Origin of the sequence: Streptomyces sp. NPDC059454 (genome assembly GCF_042749965.1) — a bacterium.
Lineage (GTDB): Bacteria > Actinomycetota > Actinomycetes > Streptomycetales > Streptomycetaceae > Streptomyces.
Genome location: NZ_JBHYVC010000083.1, coordinates 1 through 21,189, shown reverse-complemented (window position 1 = coordinate 21,189; position 21,189 = coordinate 1). Strand labels below are relative to the sequence as shown.

Below are 21,189 nucleotides of genomic sequence, written 5' to 3'. Positions count from 1 at the left end.
ACGCGGGTCAGCCCAGCTTGCTGACGTCCCGCACCGCGCCCTTGTCCGCGCTGGTCGCCATCGCCGCGTACGCCTTCAGGGCGGCGGAGACCTTGCGGTCGCGGTTCTTCGGGGCGTACCGGCCGTCCAGGGCCTGCTCGCGGCGGGTCAGCTCGGCCTCGTCGACCAGGAGCTCGATCGAGCGGCTCGGGATGTCGATGCGGATGCGGTCGCCGTCCTCGACCAGGGCGATGGTGCCGCCCGAGGCCGCCTCCGGGGAGGCGTGGCCGATGGACAGGCCGGACGTGCCGCCGGAGAAGCGGCCGTCGGTGATCAGGGCGCAGGCCTTTCCGAGGCCGCGGCTCTTCAGGTACGACGTCGGGTAGAGCATCTCCTGCATGCCGGGGCCGCCCTTGGGGCCCTCGTAGCGGATGACGACGACGTCGCCCTCCTTGACCTGCTTGGTGAGGATCTTCTCGACGGCCTCGTCCTGCGACTCGCAGACGACCGCCGGGCCCTCGAACGTCCAGATGGACTCGTCGACGCCCGCCGTCTTCACGACGCAGCCGTCGACGGCGAGGTTGCCGCGCAGCACCGCCAGACCGCCGTCCTTGGAGTAGGCGTGCTCGGCGGAGCGGATGCAGCCGCCCTCGGCGTCCTCGTCCAGGGAGTCCCAGCGCTCGGACTGGGAGAAGGCCTCCGCCGACCTCACGCATCCCGGGGCCGCGTGCCAGAGCTCCACCGCCTCCTGGGAGGGGGAGCCGCCGCGGATGTCCCAGGTCTTCAGCCAGTCGGCCAGGGACGGGCTGTGGACCGAGTGGACGTCCTCGTTGAGCAGGCCCGCGCGGTGCAGCTCGCCCAGCAGGGCGGGGATGCCTCCCGCGCGGTGCACGTCCTCCATGTAGTACGTGCGGTCCTTGGCGACGTTGGGCGCGACCTTGGCCAGGCAGGGGACCCGGCGCGAGAGGGCGTCCATCTCGGTGAGGCCGAAGGGGACCTCGCCCTCCTGGGCGGCGGCCAGCAGGTGCAGGATCGTGTTGGTGGAGCCCCCCATCGCGATGTCCAGGGCCATGGCGTTCTCGAAGGCCGCGGGGGTGGCGATGTTGCGGGGCAGGACCGAGTCGTCGTCCTGCTCGTAGTAGCGGCGGGTGATGTCCATGACCGTGTGCGCGGCGTTCTCGTAGAGCGCCTTGCGGGCGGTGTGGGTGGCCAGGACCGAGCCGTTGCCCGGGAGGGAGAGGCCGATGGCCTCGGTCAGGCAGTTCATCGAGTTGGCGGTGAACATGCCGGAGCAGCTGCCGCAGGTCGGGCAGGCGTTCTCCTCGATGCGCAGGACGTCTTCGTCGGAGGTCTTGTCGTTGGCCGCCTCGACCATGGCGTCGATCAGGTCCAGCGTGCGGACCGTGCCGTCGACCAGGGTGGCGCGGCCGGACTCCATGGGGCCGCCGGAGACGAAGACCGTCGGGATGTTCAGCCGCAGGGCGGCGTTGAGCATGCCCGGGGTGATCTTGTCGCAGTTGGAGATGCAGATCAGGGCGTCCGCGCGGTGTGCCTCGACCATGTACTCCACGCTGTCCGCGATCAGGTCGCGGGAGGGCAGGGAGTAGAGCATGCCGCCGTGGCCCATCGCGATGCCGTCGTCGACGGCGATGGTGTTGAACTCGCGCGGGATGCCGCCGGCCGCCGTCACCGCCTCGCTGACGATCCGGCCGACCGGGGCGAGGTGGGTGTGGCCGGGGACGAACTCCGTGAAGCTGTTGGCGACCGCGATGATCGGCTTGCGGCCGATGTCCGCGCCCGGTACACCGGAGGCGCGCATAAGGGCGCGGGCGCCCGCCATATTGCGGCCGTGGGTGACTGTGCGGGACCTCAGCTCGGGCATCGTCGCTCGCTCCTTCGGAGAGTTATGACTGTCGTCGAGCGTACGCCGCTCATTCACCAAGTGGGACGAGGCGTCCGTAATGCGGGATGAATGTCTCAGTGGACGCGGGAGGTCGCCGGGGATCTCAGCGCCCGGTGAGGTGCCCCTGCACCACCGGCGCCACCCGCCCGATGATCTGCTCGGCGTCCGCCGAGGCCAGCGGCTCCACCTTGATCACGTACCGGATCATCGCGATGCCGACCAGCTGGGCGGCGGCCAGCTCGGCGCGCAGTTCCGCGTCCGGAACGTCGAGCTGTCCGGCGATCCGGCGCAGCAGCTGGCTGGCGACCAGACGGCGGAAGACACCGGCCGCGATCTCGTTGTTCACGGCGGAGCGGACGATCGCGAGCAGCGGGGCCCGGGTGACCGGGCTCTCCCAGAGCCCGATGATCATCCGGGTCATCCGCTCGCCGGCCTCCTCGACGGGACCGTCGAGGATCGTGTCCCGCGCGGTGAACGCCGGCGCGAAGGCGACCTCCACTGCGGCCTCGAACACCTGCTCCTTGGTGCCGAAGTAGTGGTGCACCAGCGCGGAGTCGACCCCGGCCGACTTGGCGATGCCCCGGACGGACGTCTTCTCGTACCCGCGCAGCGAGAACTCCTCGCGGGCCGCGTCGAGGATGCGGTCCCGGGTGCCGGCCGATTCCGTACGAGGCGGACGGCCGCGGCGCCGGACGGTGCCGTCGCCCCGCGCGGAAGTGCCGTCGCCCCGCGCGGGGGCGTCCGGGCCGTCGCTCGCGGTGCGGCCGGTCATCGCCGCGGCACCTCGATCGCGGAGGCGGCGGAGGACAGGTGCCGACGGGTGAACTCCAGCGCCTCGGCCAGGTCGGCCTCGCGCTCCGCGCTCGACATGGCCCGGCGGGTGTTGACCTCGATGACGACATGACCGTCGAAGCCACTCGACGCCAGGCGCTCCAGCACCTCGGCGCAGGGCTGGTCACCACGGCCGGGCACCAGGTGCTCGTCCTTGGCGGAGCCCTTGCCGTCGGCGAGGTGGACGTGGCCGAGGCGGTCGCCCATGCGGTCGATCATCTGCAGGGCGTCCGTGCGGGCGGTCGAGGCGTGGCTGAGGTCGATCGTGAAGTGGCGGTAGTCCTCCTTGGTGACGTCCCAGTCGGGGGCGTACGCGAGCATCTCGCGGTCGCGGTAGCGCCAGGGGTACATGTTCTCGACGGCGAACCGCACATCGGTCTCGTTCGCCATCCGCCAGACGCCCTCCACGAAGTCGCGGGCGTACTGCCGCTGCCAGCGGAAGGGGGGATGGACGACGACCGTGCCGGCGCCGAGCTTCTCGGCCGCGGCCTGGGCCCGCTGGAGCTTGGTCCAGGGATCGGTGGACCACACGCGCTGCGTGATGAGCAGGCAGGGCGCGTGGACGGCCAGGACGGGGATGCGGTGGTAGTCGCTGAGTCTTCGCAGGGCCTCGATGTCCTGGCTGACCGGATCGGTCCACACCATGACCTCGACGCCGTCGTACCCGAGGCGCGCGGCCATCTCGAAGGCCGTCGCCGTCGACTCCGGGTAGACGGAGGCCGTCGACAGGGCGACCTTCGCATCCGGGATGCGGACTACGTCCCTTGGTTCTGCCACGAGCCTCAGATTACGGGGTGGGGCCGGGTGGATGCGGGGTGCCCGTTCCCCGTTGTGGTGTTTGCCATAGGCGAGGGCCGCTACCCCTGTCCCATGTGGTCCAGCCTGCGGAGGATCACGCCCTCCCGCAGGGCCCAGGGACAGATCTCCAGGCGTTCCACGCCGAACAGGTCCATGGCGCCCTCCGCGACCAGGGCCCCGGCGACCAGCTGGCCCGCGCGGGCCTCGGAGACGCCGGGCAGTTCGGCTCGCTCGGCGGCGCGCATGGCGGCGAGCCTGGGCACCCAGCCCTCCAGGGACTCCCGCTTCAGCTCGCGCTGGACGTACGGGCCCTCGGCGGAGCCGGGGGCGCCGGCGATGCGGGCGAGCTGCCTGAAGGTCTTGGAGGTGGCCACCACGTGGTCGGGCGCGCCGAAGCGGCTGAACTCCCCGATCGTGCGGGCTATCTCGGTGCGGACGTGGCGGCGCAGCGCGCGGACGTCGTCCGGCTCGGGCGGGTCTCCGGGCAGCCGGGCGGCGGTGAGGCGGCCGGCGCCGAGCGGCAGGGACGCCGTGGCGTCGGGCTCCTCGTCCATGCCGTAGGCGACCTCCAGGGAGCCGCCGCCGATGTCGATGACGAGCAGTTTCCCGGCCGACCAGCCGAACCAGCGGCGGGCCGCGAGGAAGGTGAGCCGGGCCTCCTCGTCGCCGCTGAGCACCTGCAGCTCGACCCCGGTCTCCTCGCGCACGCGCGTGAGGACGTCGTCGGCGTTGTACGCGTCGCGCACCGCGGAGGTCGCGAACGGCAGCAGTTCCTCGACGCCCTTGTCCTCGGCCGCCTGAAGCGCGTCGCGGACGACCGCGACGAGCCTGTCGACCCCGTCGGGGCCGATGGCCCCGTCGTCGTCGAGGAGCTGGGCGAGGCGCAGTTCCGCCTTGTGCGAGTGCGCGGGCAGCGGGCGCGCGCCGGGGTGCGCGTCCACCACCAGCAGATGCACCGTGTTCGAACCCACGTCGAGGACACCGAGTCTCATGTACGGAACGCTACTGCCCGCCGCGCGGTGTGATGCCCCGTCCGCGGTGGTCGAGCCGGTCCCGGCGGGGGTGTGGGCCACTTACCCTGGACAGGTGCCAAAGACGAAAAAGGCGAAGGACGAAAAGACGGACAAGAAGGCCAAGAGGGACAAGAAGGCCGGACTGGCCGAGGGTTCTTCGCGGGTGACAGCAACACGGACGCCGGGAACGGCACCGGTGAACGACGAGAAGGGGCTCGACTTCGCCCGCGCGTGGGTGGAGTTTCCTGATCCGGCGGACGACGAGCAGGTCTTCCGCTGCGATCTGACCTGGCTGACCTCTCGCTGGAACTGCATCTTCGGCAGCGGCTGCCAGGGCATCCAGGCGGGCCGCGCGGACGACGGCTGCTGCACCCTGGGGGCCCACTTCTCGGACGAGGACGACGAGAAGCGGGTCGCCGGGCATGTGGCGAGGCTCACACCGGACATCTGGCAGCACCACGCGGAGGGCACGAAGAACGGCTGGGTCTCACAGGACGAGGACGGCGACCGTCAGACCCGCCCGTTCCAGGGCTCGTGCATCTTCCAGAACCGGCCGGGCTTCGCGGGCGGCATGGGCTGCTCGCTGCACATCCTCGCCCTGAAGGAGGGCCGGGAGCCGCTGGAGACCAAGCCGGACGTGTGCTGGCAGCTGCCCGTCCGGCGGACCTACGACTGGATCGACCGGCCCGACGACACGCGCGTGCTGCAGGTGTCGATCGGCGAGTACGACCGCCGGGGCTGGGGCCCGGGCGGCCACGACCTGCACTGGTGGTGCACCTCGGCCACCTCGGCGCATGGCGCCGGGGACCCGGTGTACGTCTCCTACCGCGCGGAGCTGACCGAGCTGATGGGCAAGGCGGGCTACGACCGCCTGGTCGAGCTGTGCGAGGAACGGCTGGCCTCGCAGCTTCCCCTGCTGGCCCCGCATCCGGCGGACCCCGCCCGACGCCCCTAGAAGATCGATGAAGATCTTCTAGGGGGACGGGGCCGGGCTCGGGGCGTCGCCCCCCGTGGGCGAAGGCGAGTCCTGCGGGCCGGTCGTCACCGGGGCGGAGGGGGTGGGGCCGGTGGGTGTCGGGCCGCCCGTCGTGGGGTCCGGGCCGGGTGAGGACGGCGGGTCGCCCGGCGTGGGCTGTGCGGGCGCCGGTGTGGTGGGCGTCGGCTCCGGGCCGGGCGACGACGGCGGGTCGCCCGGCGTGCCGGGGTGCCCGGTGCCCGGGCCGCCGGGGTGCCCGGAGGGCGAGCCGCTGCCCGGGGTGGGGGGTACGGGGCCGTAGCCGTCGATGGTCACGACGGAACCGGCGGGCGAGATCGCCACGGTCGCGCTCCAGTGGCCGGACGGCTCGCGCAGCTGGTCGACGTACACCCTGACCGTCACCGACTCGCCGGGCGCGAGCGTGCCCGACGACCGGCTCGGATAGAGCCAGGACGCTCCCGTCGACACCGACCAGCGGACCGGTTCGGCACCCGTCGCGGTCAGGGTGATCAGCGTGGTGTCGCCGCTGTGGTCGGCCGTGACGCCCACAGCGGCGGCGCCCTCGTGCCCGGCTCCGGCGACGCCCACGACCTCCACGGACACGTCCGGCTCGCCGTTCTCACCGAATCCGGTTCCGGGCCGGGTGCTCGCGTTGCCGGTGTTCTCGTAGCCGCCCGCTCCCCCGCCGTCGAGGTCGAGGGGCCCGCCCTCCTCCCGCGCGGAGGCCGAGCGGCCGTCCTGGGCCTCGCCCACCGGGGTGCCGCGGTACGCGGCCCACAGGGCGAACACCGGCGCGGCGACGACGGTGGCGACGACCGTCGTCGTGACGGCACGCGCGCGCAGCCGGTCCCGCCGGGCGACGCGGTCCTTGGGGTCCATCGGGAAGCCGCGCCGGTCGAAGCGGGGCGCGGCGCCGCGCGCGCGTGGGTGGTGCGCCATGGCGGCGTGCAGGGCCGCTCCGGGCGCCGGAAGGACGGGCAGCGCGTCCGGTGTGACGCTGGTGCCGGGCCAGCGGCCGGGAACGGCCCGCTCGGCGGTACGGCGGCAGCGCGGGCAGTCGTCGACGTGCCGGACGAGTTCGCGGCGCAGGGTCGCGCTGAGCACGAGCCGCCGGTCGCCGGTGAGGTGCGCCACGCCCGGGCAGGCGCCGGCCTCGACGACGGCGAGCGCCGCGCGGGTGCGTTCCACCTCGCAGGCCGCGGCGGCGAGCAGCTCACGCGCGGCGTCCGGCTGCATGCCGAGCACGGCGGCGACCTCGTGGGCGGCGAGGCGGTGGCGCACGGCGAGTTCGAGCACCTCGCGCTGCTCGGGCGTGGTGCCGGCGGCCTCCGGCCAGGCCAGCTCGGCCAGTTCGCGGCGGCGCTGCTCCCGGACGTCCTCGGAGACGGCCGGGACGGGGGCGGTCCCGGCCGCCCGCCGCCGGCCGGCGCGGCCCACGGCGTGGGTGGCCCGGCGTTTCTGCCTGGCCTCGGCCAGCTCGCGCAGACACGCCCAGCGGGCCAGGGCGTACAGCCAGGCCCTGCGGCTCCCGAGCTCGTCGGGGACGTGCCGGCCGCGGCGCTCCGCGAGCACGAGGGCGTCGGCCAGGGCGGCGGTCGCCGCGTCGTGGTCGCACAGCACGGACAGGCAGTAGGTGAACAGGCCGTCCAGATGGGACTCGTAGCGGGTGGTCGGCCACTGGGCCAGCGTGCGCGCGGCCCCGCGGTCGCGCACTTCCCGGTGCGTCCGGTGGGTTCCGGTCGTGCGGGTCGAGGTCTCCGGGCCGCTGCTCGTCATCCGGCGACCGTAGGCGGCGCGGGGCGGCGTCTTCCGGAGCCCTGCGCACTTTTAATCCGTACGGGTGAAACGATCCCTCTATCGGGGACAGGAACCTTTCGCTTATCGGGCAGGAACCTTTCGCCGCCCGTGAGCCGCCCCGTCCTCCGGGGCTGCCGACCCGGGCCCCGCTTCGGCCCGAACGGCCTCGTCCTCGATCCCCGGAGGGGCCGGAATGCCCGGCCCCGTGCGACGGACAAGGGCGTCGCGGTCCCATTGTCAGTGCGTGCCGTTACCTTTTCCGCATGGCTGCCCGTACCAAGACCACCAAGGACCGACCGTCCTACCGCTGCACCGAGTGCGGCTGGCAGACGGCCAAGTGGCTCGGCCGCTGCCCCGAGTGCCAGGCCTGGGGGACGATCGAGGAGTACGGCACGCCCGCGGTCCGTACGACGGCGCCCGGCCGGGTCACCACCTCCGCCCTGCCCATCGGCCAGGTCGACGGCCGTCAGGCCACCGCCCGTTCCACCGGCGTGCCCGAGCTGGACCGCGTGCTGGGCGGCGGCCTCGTGCCCGGCGCGGTGGTGCTGGTCGCGGGTGAGCCGGGCGTGGGCAAGTCCACGCTGCTGCTGGACGTGGCGGCCAAGGCGGCGAGCGAAGAACACCGCACGCTGTACGTCACCGGGGAGGAGTCGGCGAGCCAGGTCCGGCTGCGCGCCGACCGCATCCACGCCATCGACGACCACCTGTATCTCGCCGCCGAGACGGATCTGTCCGCCGTGCTCGGTCACTTGGACGCGGTGAAGCCGTCCCTGCTGATCATGGACTCGGTGCAGACGGTGGCGTCCCCCGAGATCGACGGCGCCCCGGGCGGCATGGCCCAGGTCCGCGAGGTGGCCGGCGCGCTGATCCGGGCCTCCAAGGAGCGCGGGATGTCCACGCTCCTCGTGGGCCACGTCACCAAGGACGGCGCGATCGCCGGGCCACGTCTGCTGGAGCACCTGGTGGACGTCGTCCTGCACTTCGAGGGCGACCGGCACGCGCGCCTGCGCCTGGTGCGCGGCGTCAAGAACCGCTACGGCACGACGGACGAGGTCGGCTGCTTCGAGCTGCACGACGAGGGCATCACGGGCCTCGCGGACCCCAGCGGACTTTTCCTGACCCGTCGTGCCGAACCGGTCCCGGGCACCTGCCTGACCGTCACCCTGGAGGGCCGCCGCCCCCTGGTCGCCGAAGTACAGGCGCTCACGGTCGACTCGCAGATCCCCTCGCCCCGGCGCACCACATCCGGCCTGGAGACCTCGCGCGTGTCGATGATGCTGGCGGTGCTGGAACAGCGCGGCCGGATCAGCGCCTTGGGCAAAAGGGACATCTACTCCGCGACGGTGGGCGGGGTGAAGCTCTCGGAACCGGCCGCGGATCTGGCCGTCGCGCTCGCGCTGGCGTCGGCGGCGAGTGACACCCCGCTGCCGAAGAACCTGGTCGCGATCGGCGAGGTCGGCCTCGCCGGCGAGGTGAGACGGGTCACGGGCGTCCAGCGCAGGCTCGCCGAAGCACACCGTCTGGGCTTCACGCACGCCCTGGTACCGGGCGATCCGGGCAAGGTCCCGCCGGGCATGAAAGTGCTGGAAGTGGCGGACATAGGGGACGCCCTGCGGGTCCTTCCGCGCTCCCGTCGGCGAGAGGCCACCCGGGAGACGGAGGACCGCCGGTAGACTTTGCCCAGGTCTCGCCCGTCCGTACGAACCGAGTGTGCGAAACGACGGCGCCCCAGAACCTGCGACCGGAGGAGTGCAGTGGCAGCCAACGACCGGGCAGCAGCTCCCGGAAAGTCCGGTGGGAGTGCCGGTTCCGATGGTCTGATGCGCGCCTCGCTGAGCGCCGTGGCACCCGGCACCGGGTTGCGTGACGGCCTGGAGCGCGTGCTCCGCGGCAACACCGGCGGTCTCATCGTGCTTGGTTCCGACAAGACCGTCGAGGCACTGTGCAGCGGCGGCTTCGTGCTGGACGTCGAGTTCACCGCGACCCGGCTGCGCGAGCTGTGCAAGCTGGACGGCGGCATCGTACTGTCGTCCGACCTGTCCAAGATCCTGCGGGCGGGCGTCCAACTGGTGCCGGACCCGACCATCCCCACCGAGGAGACCGGCACCCGGCACCGCACCGCCGACCGCGTCTCCAAGCAGGTCGGCTTCCCGGTCGTCTCCGTCTCCCAGTCGATGCGCCTGATCGCGCTGTACGTCGACGGCCACCGCCGGGTCCTGGAGGACTCGGCGGCGATCCTGTCCCGCGCCAACCAGGCGCTGGCCACCCTGGAGCGCTACAAGCTCCGTCTCGACGAGGTCGCGGGCACCCTGTCGGCGCTGGAGATCGAGGACCTGGTGACCGTCCGGGACGTCTCGGCGGTCGCGCAGCGGCTGGAGATGGTGCGCCGCATCGCCACCGAAATCGCCGAATACGTGGTCGAACTGGGCACCGACGGCCGTCTCCTCGCCCTTCAGCTGGACGAGTTGATCGCGGGCGTGGAGCCGGAGCGCGAGCTGGTCGTACGGGACTACGTGCCCGAGCCCACCGCCAAGCGCTCCCGCACGGTCGACGAGGCACTGCACGAGCTGAACGTGCTCACGCACGCGGAGCTGCTGGAAATGCCGACGGTGGCCCGCGCGCTGGGTTACACCGGCTCACCCGAGACGCTGGACTCGGCGGTGTCCCCGCGCGGCTTCCGGCTGCTGGCGAAGGTGCCGAGGCTGCCGGGCGCGATCATCGACCGGCTGGTGGAGCACTTCGGCGGGCTGCAGAAGCTGCTCGCCGCCAGCGTGGACGATCTGCAGACGGTGGACGGGGTCGGCGAGGCGCGGGCGCGGAGCGTGCGCGAAGGGCTCTCACGGCTGGCGGAGAGCTCGATCCTCGAGCGGTACGTCTAACGCGTAGCTGCGGGCCGGGGGTGGGTTCGCTTACCCGCGCTTGCGGGGTGCCGGTGCGCCCACCCGTGCCGCCCCAGCGGCACGACTGCCCGCAGTTACGACTAGTCCGCCTTCAGTACGAACGACGTCCGCACCTTCTCGAAGCCCGGCGCCTTCGCCTCCACCAGGTAGGTGCCCGCGCCGGCCGCGCCGGCCTTCGGGGTCGCGCACTCCGGCTCGCTCGCCTTGCGGTCCCACTTCACGGTGTAGGTGATGCTGTTCTCCGCCGGCACCCGGAACACCAGGCTCCGCGTCCCCTTCGGACAGTCGTCCGACGCCCAGTACGCGTCGTCGCCACTCGCCGGAGTAATCGTCAACACCGCGTTGTCCGGACCGAGATCGACCTTGCAGTCGCCACCGGAGATGTTCCGCGCGGTGAGCAGGAACGTGGGTGTCTGCCCCGGCTCGTAGGCGTTGCGGGAACTGCGCAGACTGAACTTCACCGCGTTCGCCGTGCAGTTGGGCAACGAGGACCCCGATCCGGCCGGCAGCGCGTCACCCGCGCCGACCCCCGCCGACGTACCGCCCTCGGAGCCACCACCCGCACTGCCCCCGGCACCGCCGCCCGGCCCCTCGGCGCCACCGGAGTCCGCGGGATCGCCGTTGGCCCCGTCGTCACCGGACCCGGACGACGAGCCACCGGAGTCACCTGAGCCGTCGGAACCGCCGTCCCCCGACTCGTCGCGTCCGCCCGGCGCCTGACTGATCGCCGGCCCCGAACTCGACGGTCCCGGAGTGATGGAGGGCGCGGGATTCTTGCCGTTGGCCCCGTTGTCACGGTCGCTGCCGCCCCCGCCGCCCGAGACCACCACCCAGGCGATCAGCAACGCCAACAGGGCCAGTACGGACAGCAGTACGGCCCTCCGACGCCAGTAGATGGTGGAGGGAAGCGGCCCGACCGGATTGCGCAGAGATCCCACGGCGCAAACTGTACGAGAGATCGGCGCGTTCGCTTGCCCCACCCGCCGCTCCGGGCCCAACTTTTCCGGATCATCATTCCGGTAAGGGCCCCGTCACCCCTGTATTTCGTCAGGGACGGCACGCGACGATCGCGGGGTGTGACCGTATCGACGTCTCGCCTACCGTCCGTGACCGCGGACTTCGTGGACAGCGGGTGCCACCGCGATATCACCGGCTGCGCCCACGGCGCCCCGCGCGGGTGCGGCACACGGCCGGGACCGGGACGGAGGCCGACTGCTGCTGTCCGTCGCGCTGTTCGTGGCCGGCTGGGAGCGGGCGCGGCGTGCGAACAGCCGGGCGTTCGCGATCGCGGCCCTTGCACCTCTGGCCAACGGCGGTGGTGTACGTGGGCGTTGAATCCTCACATCACGCGGGCGGAGTTCCCCTTCCGTGGGGGCACGGCTCCGGACACGGTGCGGGTGCGGGTACGTTCCGGAAGAGGAAGGCCGATCGCGGCGTCCGCCGCCTTGCACGCCATGGTGGTCCCCGCGAGGAACTCAGGGCGGAAGTTCTCGACAGTGATCGCGTCGTGGTCGCGCACGGCCGGCCTGGGCCAGGTGCGGGTGGCGTCCCGCCGCCGTGCCGCCTTCTCGTGCGGCTTCGCCGTCTGCCGCCGCGCCTCGCGGTACCCCGCGGACGCGGCCTGTCCTACGGCGGGGCGACGGCGGACCGTCCTCCGCTTGAGCGTCGGCGGAGCCTCGCGCTTCCTCTTGTGGCGCGGCATCCCGGCGCGCTGCCGCATGGGCAGCCGCTTCTCGGTGTCCTTCGGCGCCTTGGACCGGGACTCGGCGAAGTCCCGGATGATCTGCCGCTGTGGGCCGCTCACGCCTTCGCGGAGCCACGGCGTGCGGGCGCGGGACCCGGCCACGCTTCCGTTCCCCACCCACCGGCACAGGTCCCCCTCGGCAAGCAGCGTCCAGGGGGCTTCTCCGGGTCGTCCCCGGCCCGGAGGCCGGGGCTTCCCCGGGTCGGGCCCGGAGGCCGGGGCCGCCCCGGAGGAGCCCGGCGACCGGTGCTCCCGCGGGTGCTCCGCATCCGCACGACCGTGGCGCTCCCCCCGTAAGCGGGCACCGGCATGGGAGGATCGAGGAGCCATGACTGCTCCCACTCAGCCCCCGTACGGCACCGTCGCCGATTCCGCGTCCGAGCGTGCTCCCGGTGAGCCGCTGCACTCCCCCGTCATCGACTGGTTCGACGAGCACGCCCGGGATCTGCCGTGGCGACGTCCGGAGGCCGGTGCGTGGGGGGTGATGGTCAGCGAGTTCATGCTGCAGCAGACCCCGGTGAACCGGGTGCTGCCCGTCTACGAGCAGTGGCTGGCCCGCTGGCCGCGCCCCGCCGACCTCGCCGCGGAGGCGCCCGGCGAGGCGGTCCGCGCCTGGGGCCGGCTCGGCTACCCGCGCCGCGCGCTCCGGCTGCACGGCGCCGCCGTCGCCATAACGGAACGGCACGGCGGCGACGTACCGGCCGATCACGCCCAGCTGCTGGCACTGCCCGGTATCGGGGAGTACACGGCCGCGGCGGTGGCGTCGTTCGCGTACGGTCAGCGGCACGCGGTGCTGGACACCAACGTGCGCCGGGTGTTCGCCCGCGCGGTCACCGGCGCGCAGTACCCGCCGAACGCCACCACCGCCGCCGAGCGCCGGCTGGCCCGGGCCCTGCTGCCGGAGGACGCCGCGACCGCCGCGCGGTGGGCCGCCGCCTCCATGGAGCTGGGCGCGCTGGTGTGCACGGCGAAGAACGAGTCGTGCCCGCGCTGCCCGATCGCCGCACAGTGTGCCTGGCGGCTGGCGGGCAAGCCGGCCCACGACGGTCCGCCGCGCCGGGGCCAGACGTACGCGGGCACGGACCGTCAGGTCCGCGGGCGGCTGCTGGCCGTGCTGCGGGAGGCGCACGGTCCGGTGCCGCAGGCCGTGCTGGACCGGGTGTGGCACGAGCCGGTGCAGCGTGCCCGCGCGCTGGACGGTCTGGTCGCCGACGGTCTGGTGGAGCCGCTGCCGGGCGGTCTGTACCGGCTGCCGATGACCTGACGTCCCTTACAGCCGGTCCGCACACATCTCTGACGTCGGATACAGCCGGTTCACACACGCCACACCGGTACGGCCGACCATATTGCTCCATAGCACTCTCAATCGGTCGACCGCTTTACCCCGTTCCTCCTTCCGTTACACAACCGACGGACAGCCGAGGGCTTCCCGCAGGCTGCTTCGGACAGCGCCGTGACAACGCCTCCGTACCTTCGATCACGTGCTCGACAAGGGCACGTGACGACGGAACACAGGCAGGACAACCGGCCCGCACGGGCGGGCCGGCACGGGGAGCGGGAGGCGGTTCACCATGGCGCAGGACACGGCGCGGGGCGAGGTGCTCGCATTCGAGGAGTACGTCCGCACCCGGCAGGACGCACTGCTGCGCAGCGCCCGCCGCCTGGTCCCGGACCCCGTGGACGCGCAGGACCTGCTGCAGACCGCGCTGGCCCGGACGTACGGCCGCTGGGAGACCATCGAGGACAAGCGGCTGGCCGACGCCTATCTGCGCCGGGTCATGATCAACACGCGGACGGAGTGGTGGCGGGCCCGCAAGCTGGAGGAGGTGCCCACCGAGCAGCTCCCGGACGCCTGTGTGGACGACTCCACCGAGCAGCACGCCGACCGCGCCCTGCTGATGGACATCCTGAAGGTCCTCGCCCCGAAGCAGCGCAGTGTCGTGGTGCTGCGACACTGGGAGCAGATGTCCACGGAGGAGACGGCCGCCGCCCTCGGTATGTCGGCCGGAACGGTCAAGAGCACCCTGCACCGGGCGCTCGCCCGGCTCCGCGAGGAGCTTCAGGCGCGCGACCTGGACGCACGCGCGCTGGAGCGTGAGGAGCGGGAGCGTTGCGCGGCCTGACCGGCGCGTGGCCCACACGGGCCCGGACCACCGCACGGGCGGCGAGCACGGCGACGGCCGTACTCGCCGCCGCCGTCCTGTTCGTCGCCGGTTGCGGCACGGGGGGCACCGGCGCGCGGGACGAGGGCCCGGCGCACGCGGACTCCGTGGCGAGCGCCCCCGCCGCGGCGTCGGCACAGCCCTCACGGACCCCCGACCGGGTGGACGCGGTCCGGCTGGTCAAGGCCGACCCGGCGGTCTCGGCGGAGGTCAAGCGGGAACTCCAGCCGTGCGTCGCCGACGAGTACCCCGTCGACGTGAGCTACGGCAACCTCACCCGAGGAGCCGTCGACGACGTCGTCGTCAACGTGCTGACCTGCGGGGACGCGGTGGGCGTCGGCTCGTACGTGTACCGCGAGCAGGGCGGCGCGTATGTGAACGTGTTCTCGGCCGAGGAGCCCCCGGTGTACGCGGAGATCGACCGCGGGGACCTGGTGGTGACCAAGCAGGTGTACGACCGGGGCGATCCGGTGTCGAGCCCGTCCGGGGAGAACGTGATCACGTACCGCTGGGGCTCGGGCCGGTTCGCCGAGGAGTACCGCACGCACAACGACTACGGACAGGTGGCCGGCTCGGAGCCGACACCGATGCCCGCCGACTGAGACATGGCTCACGGCGTGAACCGGCGGGGCCGCCCGGACCGATGAACGGGTGAACCCTCGACGCGGCCCCCGCGTCCGTGGGGTGGACGAGAAAAGCACGCGCGCACCGACCCGAGATCACACGAGGACTGAGAGCACCGGGATGGCAGACCAGACCCACGTCCTGTTCGTCGAGGACGACGACGTCATCCGCGAGGCCACCCAGCTCACCCTGGAGCGGGACGGCTTCGCGGTCACCGCGAAGCCCGACGGGCTGTCGGGCCTGGAGGCGTTCCGCACGGACCGTCCCGACATCGCGCTGCTCGACGTCATGGTGCCCGGGCTCGACGGGGTCAGCCTGTGCCGTCGCATCCGGGACGAGTCGATGGTGCCGGTGATCATGCTGTCGGCGCGGGCCGACTCCATCGACGTGGTGCTGGGCCTGGAGGCGGGCGCCGACGACTACGTGACCAAGCCGTTCGACAGTGCCGTGCTCGTGGCCCGGATCCGCGCGGTGCTGCGCCGCTTCGGGCGCGCGAACGGCGGCCGGGAGGACACGGCAGGACCGGGCGACGGAGGTGTGCTGGCGTTCGGCGAACTGGAGATCGACACCGAGGGCATGGAGGTGCGCCGGGCGGGGAAGCCGGTGGCGCTGACGCCGACCGAGATGCGGCTGCTGCTGGAGTTCTCGGCGGCGCCGGGCACCGTGCTCTCCCGTGACAAACTGCTCGAACGGGTGTGGGAGTACGGCTGGGGTGGTGACACGCGGGTCGTCGACGTCCATGTGCAGCGGCTGCGCACGAAGATCGGCCAGGACCGTATCGAGACGGTCCGTGGCTTCGGCTACAAGCTGAAGGCCTGAGAGAAGACGATGCGGGGGTACTTCCGGCGCCTGGTGGCGGCGTGTGTCGACCGGGTGGGCATACGCACGGGTCTGCGGTGGAAGCTCAGCGCCGCCATCGCGCTGGTCGGGGCGCTGGTGGCGATCGCGCTGAGCCTGGTCGTGCACAACGCGGCCCGGGTGTCGATGCTGGACAACGCGCGCGACCTGGCGGACGAGCGCATCATGATCGCCCAGCGCAACTACGAGCTGTCGGGGCGGCTGAACTTCCCCAACACCAAGATCGACGACTCGGAGCTGCCGGAGGAGCTGCGGGAGAAGGCCGAGGCCGGCCGGCGGGCGACCTACGTGGCCGAGCGGCCGGGCGGGGCGCCGGACATCTGGGCGGCGGTGCCGCTGAAGAACGGGCATGTGATGTCCCTGCACTCCGGTTTCACGGACCGCAGCTCGGACATCCTCAAGGACCTCGACCAGGCCCTGGTGATCGGCTCCATCGCGGTCGTGCTGGGCGGCAGTGCGCTCGGGGTGCTCATCGGCGGGCATCTGTCGCGGCGGCTGCGGAAGGCGGCCACGGCCGCCAACCGGGTCGCCAAGGGCGAGACGGACGTCCGGGTGCGCGAGGCCATCGGCGGTGTGGTGCGCGACGAGACCGACGACCTGGCCAGCGCGGTGGACGCCATGGCGGACGCGCTGCGGCAGCGGCTGGAGGCCGAGCGCCGGGTCACCGCCGACATCGCGCACGAGCTGCGCACCCCCGTGACCGGTCTGCTCACCGCCGCCGAGCTGCTGCCGCCGGGCCGGCCGACCGAGCTGGTGCTGGACCGGGCCAAGGCGATGCGCACCCTCGTCGAGGACGTCCTGGAGGTGGCCCGGCTGGACAGCGCCTCCGAGCGGGCCGAACTGCAGGACATCCTGCTGGGCGAGTTCGTCGCCCGGCGGGTCAGGGCGAAGGATCCGGACGTCACGGTGCGGGTGGTGCACGAGTCGGAGGTGACCACCGATCCACGGCGCCTGGAGCGCGTGCTGTTCAACCTGCTCGCCAACGCCGCCCGGCACGGCAGGCCGCCCGTCGAGGTCACCGTCGAGGGCCGGGTCATCCGGGTCCGCGACCACGGTCCTGGCTTCCCCGAGACCCTGCTCGCCGAGGGGCCGAGCCGCTTCCGCACCGGCAGCGCGGACCGGGCCGGCCGCGGTCACGGGCTGGGCCTGACCATCGCGGCGGGGCAGGCCCGGGTACTGGGCGCGCGGCTGACCTTCCGCAACATACGTCCGGCGGGAGCCCCGGACGACGTACCGGCCGAGGGCGCGGTCGCCGTGCTGTGGCTGCCCGAACACGCGCCGACGAACACCGGGAGCCATCCGGTGCTGCCGCAGTGACTGAGCGGCGCTTCCGGCAGTGCGGAGGCCCCCGGAGGCGCACACGCCTCCGGGGGCCTCCGCACTGTTCGGGGAGTCAGACGGGCTCGGTCACCGCCGTCGCTGCCGGTGCGCCGTCGTCGGTGTCGTTCTTCTGGGGGCCCGCGCCCTTCAGCGGGACCTCCTTCACGAACACCGCCGCCACCAGAGCGATCACCACGATCACGGCGCCCAGGAGGAACGCCGAATGCGTGCCCGTGGACACTGCCTGCTGGTAGGCCTCGCGGATCGCCGCCGGCAGCTTCTCCAGGCTGTCCGCGTCCAGCTGCGCGGACTGCTCCGTCACCTTGGAGCCCAGCGCGCCGGCCTTCTCGGTCATGACGTCCTGGACGCGGCTGTTGAACAGCGCGCCCATGATCGCCACGCCGAAGGACGCGCCGAGGGTGCGGAACAGGGTGGCGGACGAGGACGCCACGCCCATGTCCTTCATCTCCACGCTGTTCTGCGCGACCAGCATGGTGGTCTGCATCAGACAGCCCATGCCGAGACCGACCACGGCCATGAAGACACCGGAGGTGAAGCGGGAGGTCCCGGTGTCCATCGTGGACAGCAGATACAGGCCGACGATCATCAGCGCGCTGCCGGCCAACGGGAAGATCTTGTACCGGCCGGTGTTGGTGGTCACCCGGCCCGCGACCATCGAGGTCACCAGCATCGCGCCGAGCATCGGCAGGAGCAGCAGACCGGAGTTGGTGGCGGAGGCTCCCTGCACGGCCTGCTGGTAGAGCGGCAGGAAGAGGGTCGCGCCGAACATCACGAAGCCGACGATGAAGCCGATGACGGACATCAGCGCGAAGTTGCGGCTGCGGAAGATGTGCAGCGGCATCACCGGCTCGGCGGCCCTGGTCTGCCAGAACACGAAGCCCACGAGGGACGCGACACCGAGGCCGGTCAGCTCCATGATCCGCGCGGAGGTCCAGGCGTACTCCGTGCCGCCCCAGGTGGTGACCAGCACGACGGCGGTGATGCCGACGGTCAGCAGCGCGACCCCGAGGTAGTCGATGCCGGCCTCGGCCCGCTTCTTCGGCAGGTGCAGTACGGCGCCGACGGCGGCCAGCGCGATCGCGCCGAGCGGCAGGTTGATGTAGAAGGCCCAGCGCCAGCCCCAGTTGTCGGTGATGGTGCCGCCGACCAGGGGTCCGCCGATCATCGCCAGCGCCATGACGGCGGCCATCATGCCCTGGTACTTGCCGCGCTCGCGGGGCGGGATCAGGTCACCGATGATCGCCATGACACCGACCATCAGACCGCCGGCGCCCAGACCCTGCACCGCGCGGAAGCCGATCAGCTGGCCCATGTCCTGGGCCATGCCGCTGAGCGCGGAGCCGATCAGGAAGATCACGATGGACGTCATGAACGTGGCCTTGCGCCCGTACATGTCGCCGAGCTTGCCCCAGACCGGGGTGGAGGCCGCGGTCGCGAGGGTGTAGGCGGTGACCACCCAGGACAGGTGCTCCAGTCCGCCCAGCTCGCCCACGATCGTCGGCATCGCCGTACCGATGATCATGTTGTCGAGCATCGCGAGCATCATCGCGATCATGAGTGCGAGCAGGACCACCCGCACGCTCCTCGGCTGTTTGCCGGTGTCCGTCTCCACGGCCCCCGCCGCTGGTGTGTCCGCCACGATTCCTTCTCCCCCGGCCACGGTCGCGTGACCACTGTTACTTACTTGCCGACCGGCTAGTTCACTACACCGGAAAGCTAGTCGCGCAACTAGCCGGGCGTCAAGTAAGTTTTCGTCAAGAGGGGTCGAGCAGGAGAATGGGCGGCACCATGGACGGCACCAGACAGCGGCGCCGCGGGAACACCCGCCAGCGCATCCAGGACGTGGCACTCGAACTCTTCGCCGAGCAGGGCTACGAGAAGACCTCACTGCGTGAGATCGCCGAGCGCCTGGACGTCACCAAGGCGGCGCTGTACTACCACTTCAAGACGAAGGAAGAGATCCTCGTCGGTATCTTCGAGGACCTCTCACGGCCGATGGAGGACCTGATCGAGTGGGGGCGGGGGCAGCCGCACTCGCTGGAGACCAAGCAGGAGATCATCCGCCGGTACAGCGAGGCGCTGATGGGCGCGGCCCCGCTCTTCCGCTTCATGCAGGAGAACCAGGCGGCGATCCGCGAACTGCGCATCGGTGAGATGTTCAAGACCCGCATGCTCGGGCTGCGGGACATCCTCATGGACCCGGACGCCGATCTGGTCGACCAGGTGCGCTGCGTCAGCGCCCTGTTCACCATGCACGCGGGGATGCACGTCCTGCAGGACGTCGAAAGCGACCCCGAGGAGAAGCGCAAGGCCGTCCTCGAGGTCGCCACCGATCTGATCACCCAGGCCCACCGGGGTTCCGGGGGCACCTAGGCGCCGTGTGCGCGGCGGGTCAGACCGTCACGCCGTGGGCGCGCAGGAACTTCGCCGGGTCCACGGCGGAGCCGTAGTTCGGGGTGGTGCGGATCTCGAAGTGCAGGTGAGGACCGCTGGAGTTGCCGGTGTTGCCGGACAGGGCGATCTTCTGGCCGGTCTTGACGATCTGGCCGATCTTCACGTCGACCTGCGACAGGTGGGCGTACTGGGAGTACGTCCCGTTGCCGTGCTTGATCACGACGGCGTTGCCGTACGCGGGACCGTCGCCGGCGCCGTTGGGGCCGGCCTTGACGACGGTGCCGCCGTGCGTGGCGACGACCGGGGTGCCGGTCGGGACGGCGTAGTCCTGGCCGCTGTGCTTGGACGCCCACATGCCGCCGTTCTGGGCGAAGCTCGCGGACAGCTTGTAGCTCTTCACCGGGTCGATCCAGGACGCCTGCTTCTTGGCGGCGGCCTGAGCGGCCTTCTTCGCCTGGGCGGCCTTCGCGGCCTTCGCCTGGGCGGCCTTCTCGACCTGAGCGGCCTGGGCCTTCGCCGCCTCGGCCTGGGCGGCGGCCTGCGCCTGAACGGCACTGGCGACACCGGACGCGGCCGTGGTGTCGGCGGCGGCCGCGACCCCGGCTCCCATCACGACCGAGGTCCCCAGCCCGGCGGCCAGCACGGCCGCGCGGGTGCGGATCAGGGACGAGGTGCGGGAGGAACGGGACGTGACGCGCTGAGACATACAAACCTCATCAGGAGGGGGACAGAGGAAAACCACCCGGCGGACGGATCCGCGCCTCGGTGGTGATTCATTGGTAGCCCCTCCGGACATAACGGCGCAAAGGTGTGACCTACGAAGGAAAGCCGTAGATCCCCACTGAGATGCACGTCTCTTGACGTAGCACCTCTACAGGGCGAAAGCCCCATTTGGAGCCGATCGATCAGATCCCTGGGGTAAATGTCCGTTTCGCGGGAGAGCCTTATCCACTATTCCGGCTAGTACCGGACAAAACGCCTGTGCAGCATGTCACCGGCGACCGGGGACGGCCATTCCATAAATGTGGCGCAGACCTCTAGGCGCCTACCGTCCGGTAACCCTACGGTTCACCTCGCGTCACCCTCGCAGACGAACATGCACACGACATGCTGGCAGCGTCACGGACGTGAGAGGACCCCCCACGAGATGAGAAGCCGACGCTCCTGGCCGATCCGCGCATCGGTCACCGCCGTCTCCGCGGCCGCCCTGGTGGCCCTGGCCGCACCGGCCGAGGCCACGACCCCCGCTTCACCGGCCGTTTCCGCGGTGGCGGCCGCCACCGCGGCGGCGGACGTCGACTACGACACCTGGCAGCGGGACTGCCAGGCGGTCATGGACCAGGCCCTGCCCTATCTGAAGCAGCGGATCGGGGACACCGAGCCGGGCGAGAAGCAGGCGATCGTCCTCGACGTCGACAACACCGCGCTGGAGACCGACTTCGGGTTCAGCTTCCCGCAGCCCGCCAACGAGCCGGTCCTGGAGGTCGCGGAGTACGCCCAGGAGCACGGCGTCGCCGTGTTCTTCGTGACCGCCCGCCCGGGCATCATCCACGCGCCCACCGCGTACAACCTCGACCGCGCCGGTTACGAGTCCGCCGGCCTGTACGTCCGCGGGTTCTTCGACCTCTTCAAGAACGTCGCCGACTACAAGACCGCTCAGCGCGTCACCATCGAGGCCAAGGGCTACACGATCATCGCCAACATCGGCAACAGCGCGACCGACCTGTCGGGCGGCCACGCCGAGAAGACGTTCAAGCTGCCGGACTACGACGGTCAGCTGTCCTGAACCGGCCGCAGCCACGGAAAAAAGGGGTCTGCCCCGGGACATGTGTCCCGGGGCAGACCCCTTTTTTCCGTTCAAGCCGAGCG

General features: G+C 71.7%; 19 protein-coding genes. 10 read left to right on the top strand and 9 right to left on the bottom strand.

Translation table 11 applies throughout. The annotated features are described in order from the left end of the window. Positions 1-7: 7 nt before the first annotated feature. The 4 genes from ilvD to ACFXAE_RS33455 all read right to left on the bottom strand — a co-directional run bounded on the left by ilvD (position 8) and on the right by ACFXAE_RS33455 (position 4,503). Positions 8-1,861 carry a dihydroxy-acid dehydratase gene (ilvD, locus tag ACFXAE_RS33470; RefSeq protein WP_384722563.1) on the bottom strand — a complete coding sequence of 618 codons (1,854 nt, stop codon included), beginning with the start codon at positions 1,859-1,861 and terminating at the stop codon, positions 8-10. A 124-nt stretch (positions 1,862-1,985) separates the two neighbouring features. Next, a complete protein-coding gene (locus ACFXAE_RS33465) occupies positions 1,986-2,654 on the bottom strand; it encodes a TetR family transcriptional regulator (RefSeq protein WP_384722560.1) in 669 nt (222 codons plus the stop codon). Beyond that, positions 2,651-3,490 carry a sugar phosphate isomerase/epimerase family protein gene (locus ACFXAE_RS33460; RefSeq protein ID WP_384722558.1) on the bottom strand — a complete coding sequence of 280 codons (840 nt, stop codon included), beginning with the start codon at positions 3,488-3,490 and terminating at the stop codon, positions 2,651-2,653. Before ACFXAE_RS33460 ends, ACFXAE_RS33465 begins: the two co-directional genes overlap by 4 nt. Positions 3,491-3,570: 80 nt before the next feature. Then, positions 3,571-4,503 carry a Ppx/GppA family phosphatase gene (locus ACFXAE_RS33455; protein WP_384722555.1) on the bottom strand — a complete coding sequence of 311 codons (933 nt, stop codon included), beginning with the start codon at positions 4,501-4,503 and terminating at the stop codon, positions 3,571-3,573. Between the two features lie 94 nt (positions 4,504-4,597). Between ACFXAE_RS33455 and ACFXAE_RS33450 the strand changes: the two genes are divergently transcribed. Next, the gene (locus tag ACFXAE_RS33450; protein WP_384722552.1) at positions 4,598-5,479 is read left to right on the top strand and encodes a hypothetical protein; all 882 of its coding nucleotides are present in this window, start codon (positions 4,598-4,600) and stop codon (positions 5,477-5,479) included. Between the two features lie 18 nt (positions 5,480-5,497). Here the strand turns inward: ACFXAE_RS33450 and ACFXAE_RS33445 are convergent, their stop codons facing one another. After that, positions 5,498-7,276: a hypothetical protein gene (locus ACFXAE_RS33445; protein ID WP_384722549.1), complete on the bottom strand. Its 1,779-nt coding sequence runs from the start codon at positions 7,274-7,276 to the stop codon at positions 5,498-5,500. A 284-nt stretch (positions 7,277-7,560) separates the two neighbouring features. Here ACFXAE_RS33445 and radA point away from each other — a divergent pair, with 284 nt between their 5' ends. Together radA and disA are read left to right on the top strand one after the other, a co-directional pair. Then, positions 7,561-8,970, top strand: a complete 1,410-nt coding sequence (gene radA / locus ACFXAE_RS33440; RefSeq protein ID WP_384722546.1) for a DNA repair protein RadA — start codon at positions 7,561-7,563, stop codon at positions 8,968-8,970. 81 nt (positions 8,971-9,051) lie between these two features. Next, positions 9,052-10,176, top strand: coding sequence for a DNA integrity scanning diadenylate cyclase DisA (disA, locus tag ACFXAE_RS33435; protein ID WP_384722543.1), 1,125 nt, complete (start codon positions 9,052-9,054; stop codon positions 10,174-10,176). Between the two features lie 101 nt (positions 10,177-10,277). Here the strand turns inward: disA and ACFXAE_RS33430 are convergent, their stop codons facing one another. After that, positions 10,278-11,135: a hypothetical protein gene (locus ACFXAE_RS33430; protein ID WP_384722540.1), complete on the bottom strand. Its 858-nt coding sequence runs from the start codon at positions 11,133-11,135 to the stop codon at positions 10,278-10,280. 401 nt (positions 11,136-11,536) lie between these two features. Next, entirely contained in the window at positions 11,537-12,088 is a 552-nt protein-coding gene (locus tag ACFXAE_RS33425) for a hypothetical protein (protein WP_384722589.1), read from the bottom strand. A gap of 181 nt (positions 12,089-12,269) precedes the next feature. Between ACFXAE_RS33425 and ACFXAE_RS33420 the strand changes: the two genes are divergently transcribed. From ACFXAE_RS33420 to cseC, 5 genes are all read left to right on the top strand, one after another. After that, a complete protein-coding gene (locus ACFXAE_RS33420) occupies positions 12,270-13,205 on the top strand; it encodes an A/G-specific adenine glycosylase (protein WP_384722537.1) in 936 nt (311 codons plus the stop codon). A gap of 307 nt (positions 13,206-13,512) precedes the next feature. Next, entirely contained in the window at positions 13,513-14,064 is a 552-nt protein-coding gene (locus tag ACFXAE_RS33415; protein ID WP_384722534.1) for a SigE family RNA polymerase sigma factor, read from the top strand. Continuing rightward, on the top strand, positions 14,052-14,705 hold the full coding sequence (locus tag ACFXAE_RS33410) for a hypothetical protein (protein WP_384722531.1): 654 nt from the start codon (positions 14,052-14,054) through the stop codon (positions 14,703-14,705). Before ACFXAE_RS33415 ends, ACFXAE_RS33410 begins: the two co-directional genes overlap by 13 nt. A 142-nt stretch (positions 14,706-14,847) precedes the next feature. After that, a complete protein-coding gene (cseB, locus tag ACFXAE_RS33405) occupies positions 14,848-15,546 on the top strand; it encodes a two-component system response regulator CseB (protein ID WP_384722528.1) in 699 nt (232 codons plus the stop codon). Positions 15,547-15,555: 9 nt separating this feature from the next. After that, the gene (gene cseC / locus ACFXAE_RS33400; RefSeq protein ID WP_384722525.1) at positions 15,556-16,902 is read left to right on the top strand and encodes a two-component system sensor histidine kinase CseC; all 1,347 of its coding nucleotides are present in this window, start codon (positions 15,556-15,558) and stop codon (positions 16,900-16,902) included. A 76-nt stretch (positions 16,903-16,978) separates the two neighbouring features. On the opposite strand, the gene ACFXAE_RS33395 is transcribed toward cseC, so the two are convergent. Then, positions 16,979-18,565, bottom strand: a complete 1,587-nt coding sequence (locus ACFXAE_RS33395; protein ID WP_384722522.1) for an MDR family MFS transporter — start codon at positions 18,563-18,565, stop codon at positions 16,979-16,981. A 137-nt stretch (positions 18,566-18,702) separates the two neighbouring features. Here ACFXAE_RS33395 and ACFXAE_RS33390 point away from each other — a divergent pair, with 137 nt between their 5' ends. Next, the gene (locus ACFXAE_RS33390) at positions 18,703-19,299 is read left to right on the top strand and encodes a TetR/AcrR family transcriptional regulator (RefSeq protein WP_384722519.1); all 597 of its coding nucleotides are present in this window, start codon (positions 18,703-18,705) and stop codon (positions 19,297-19,299) included. Between the two features lie 19 nt (positions 19,300-19,318). Here the strand turns inward: ACFXAE_RS33390 and ACFXAE_RS33385 are convergent, their stop codons facing one another. After that, positions 19,319-20,026 (bottom strand): M23 family metallopeptidase, encoded by a 708-nt coding sequence (locus ACFXAE_RS33385; protein ID WP_384722516.1) that lies wholly within the window; start codon positions 20,024-20,026, stop codon positions 19,319-19,321. 441 nt (positions 20,027-20,467) lie between these two features. On the opposite strand from ACFXAE_RS33385, the gene ACFXAE_RS33380 reads away from it, so the two are divergent. Further along, a complete protein-coding gene (locus ACFXAE_RS33380) occupies positions 20,468-21,106 on the top strand; it encodes an HAD family acid phosphatase (RefSeq protein ID WP_384722513.1) in 639 nt (212 codons plus the stop codon). The last annotated feature ends 83 nt before the right edge of the window (positions 21,107-21,189 follow it).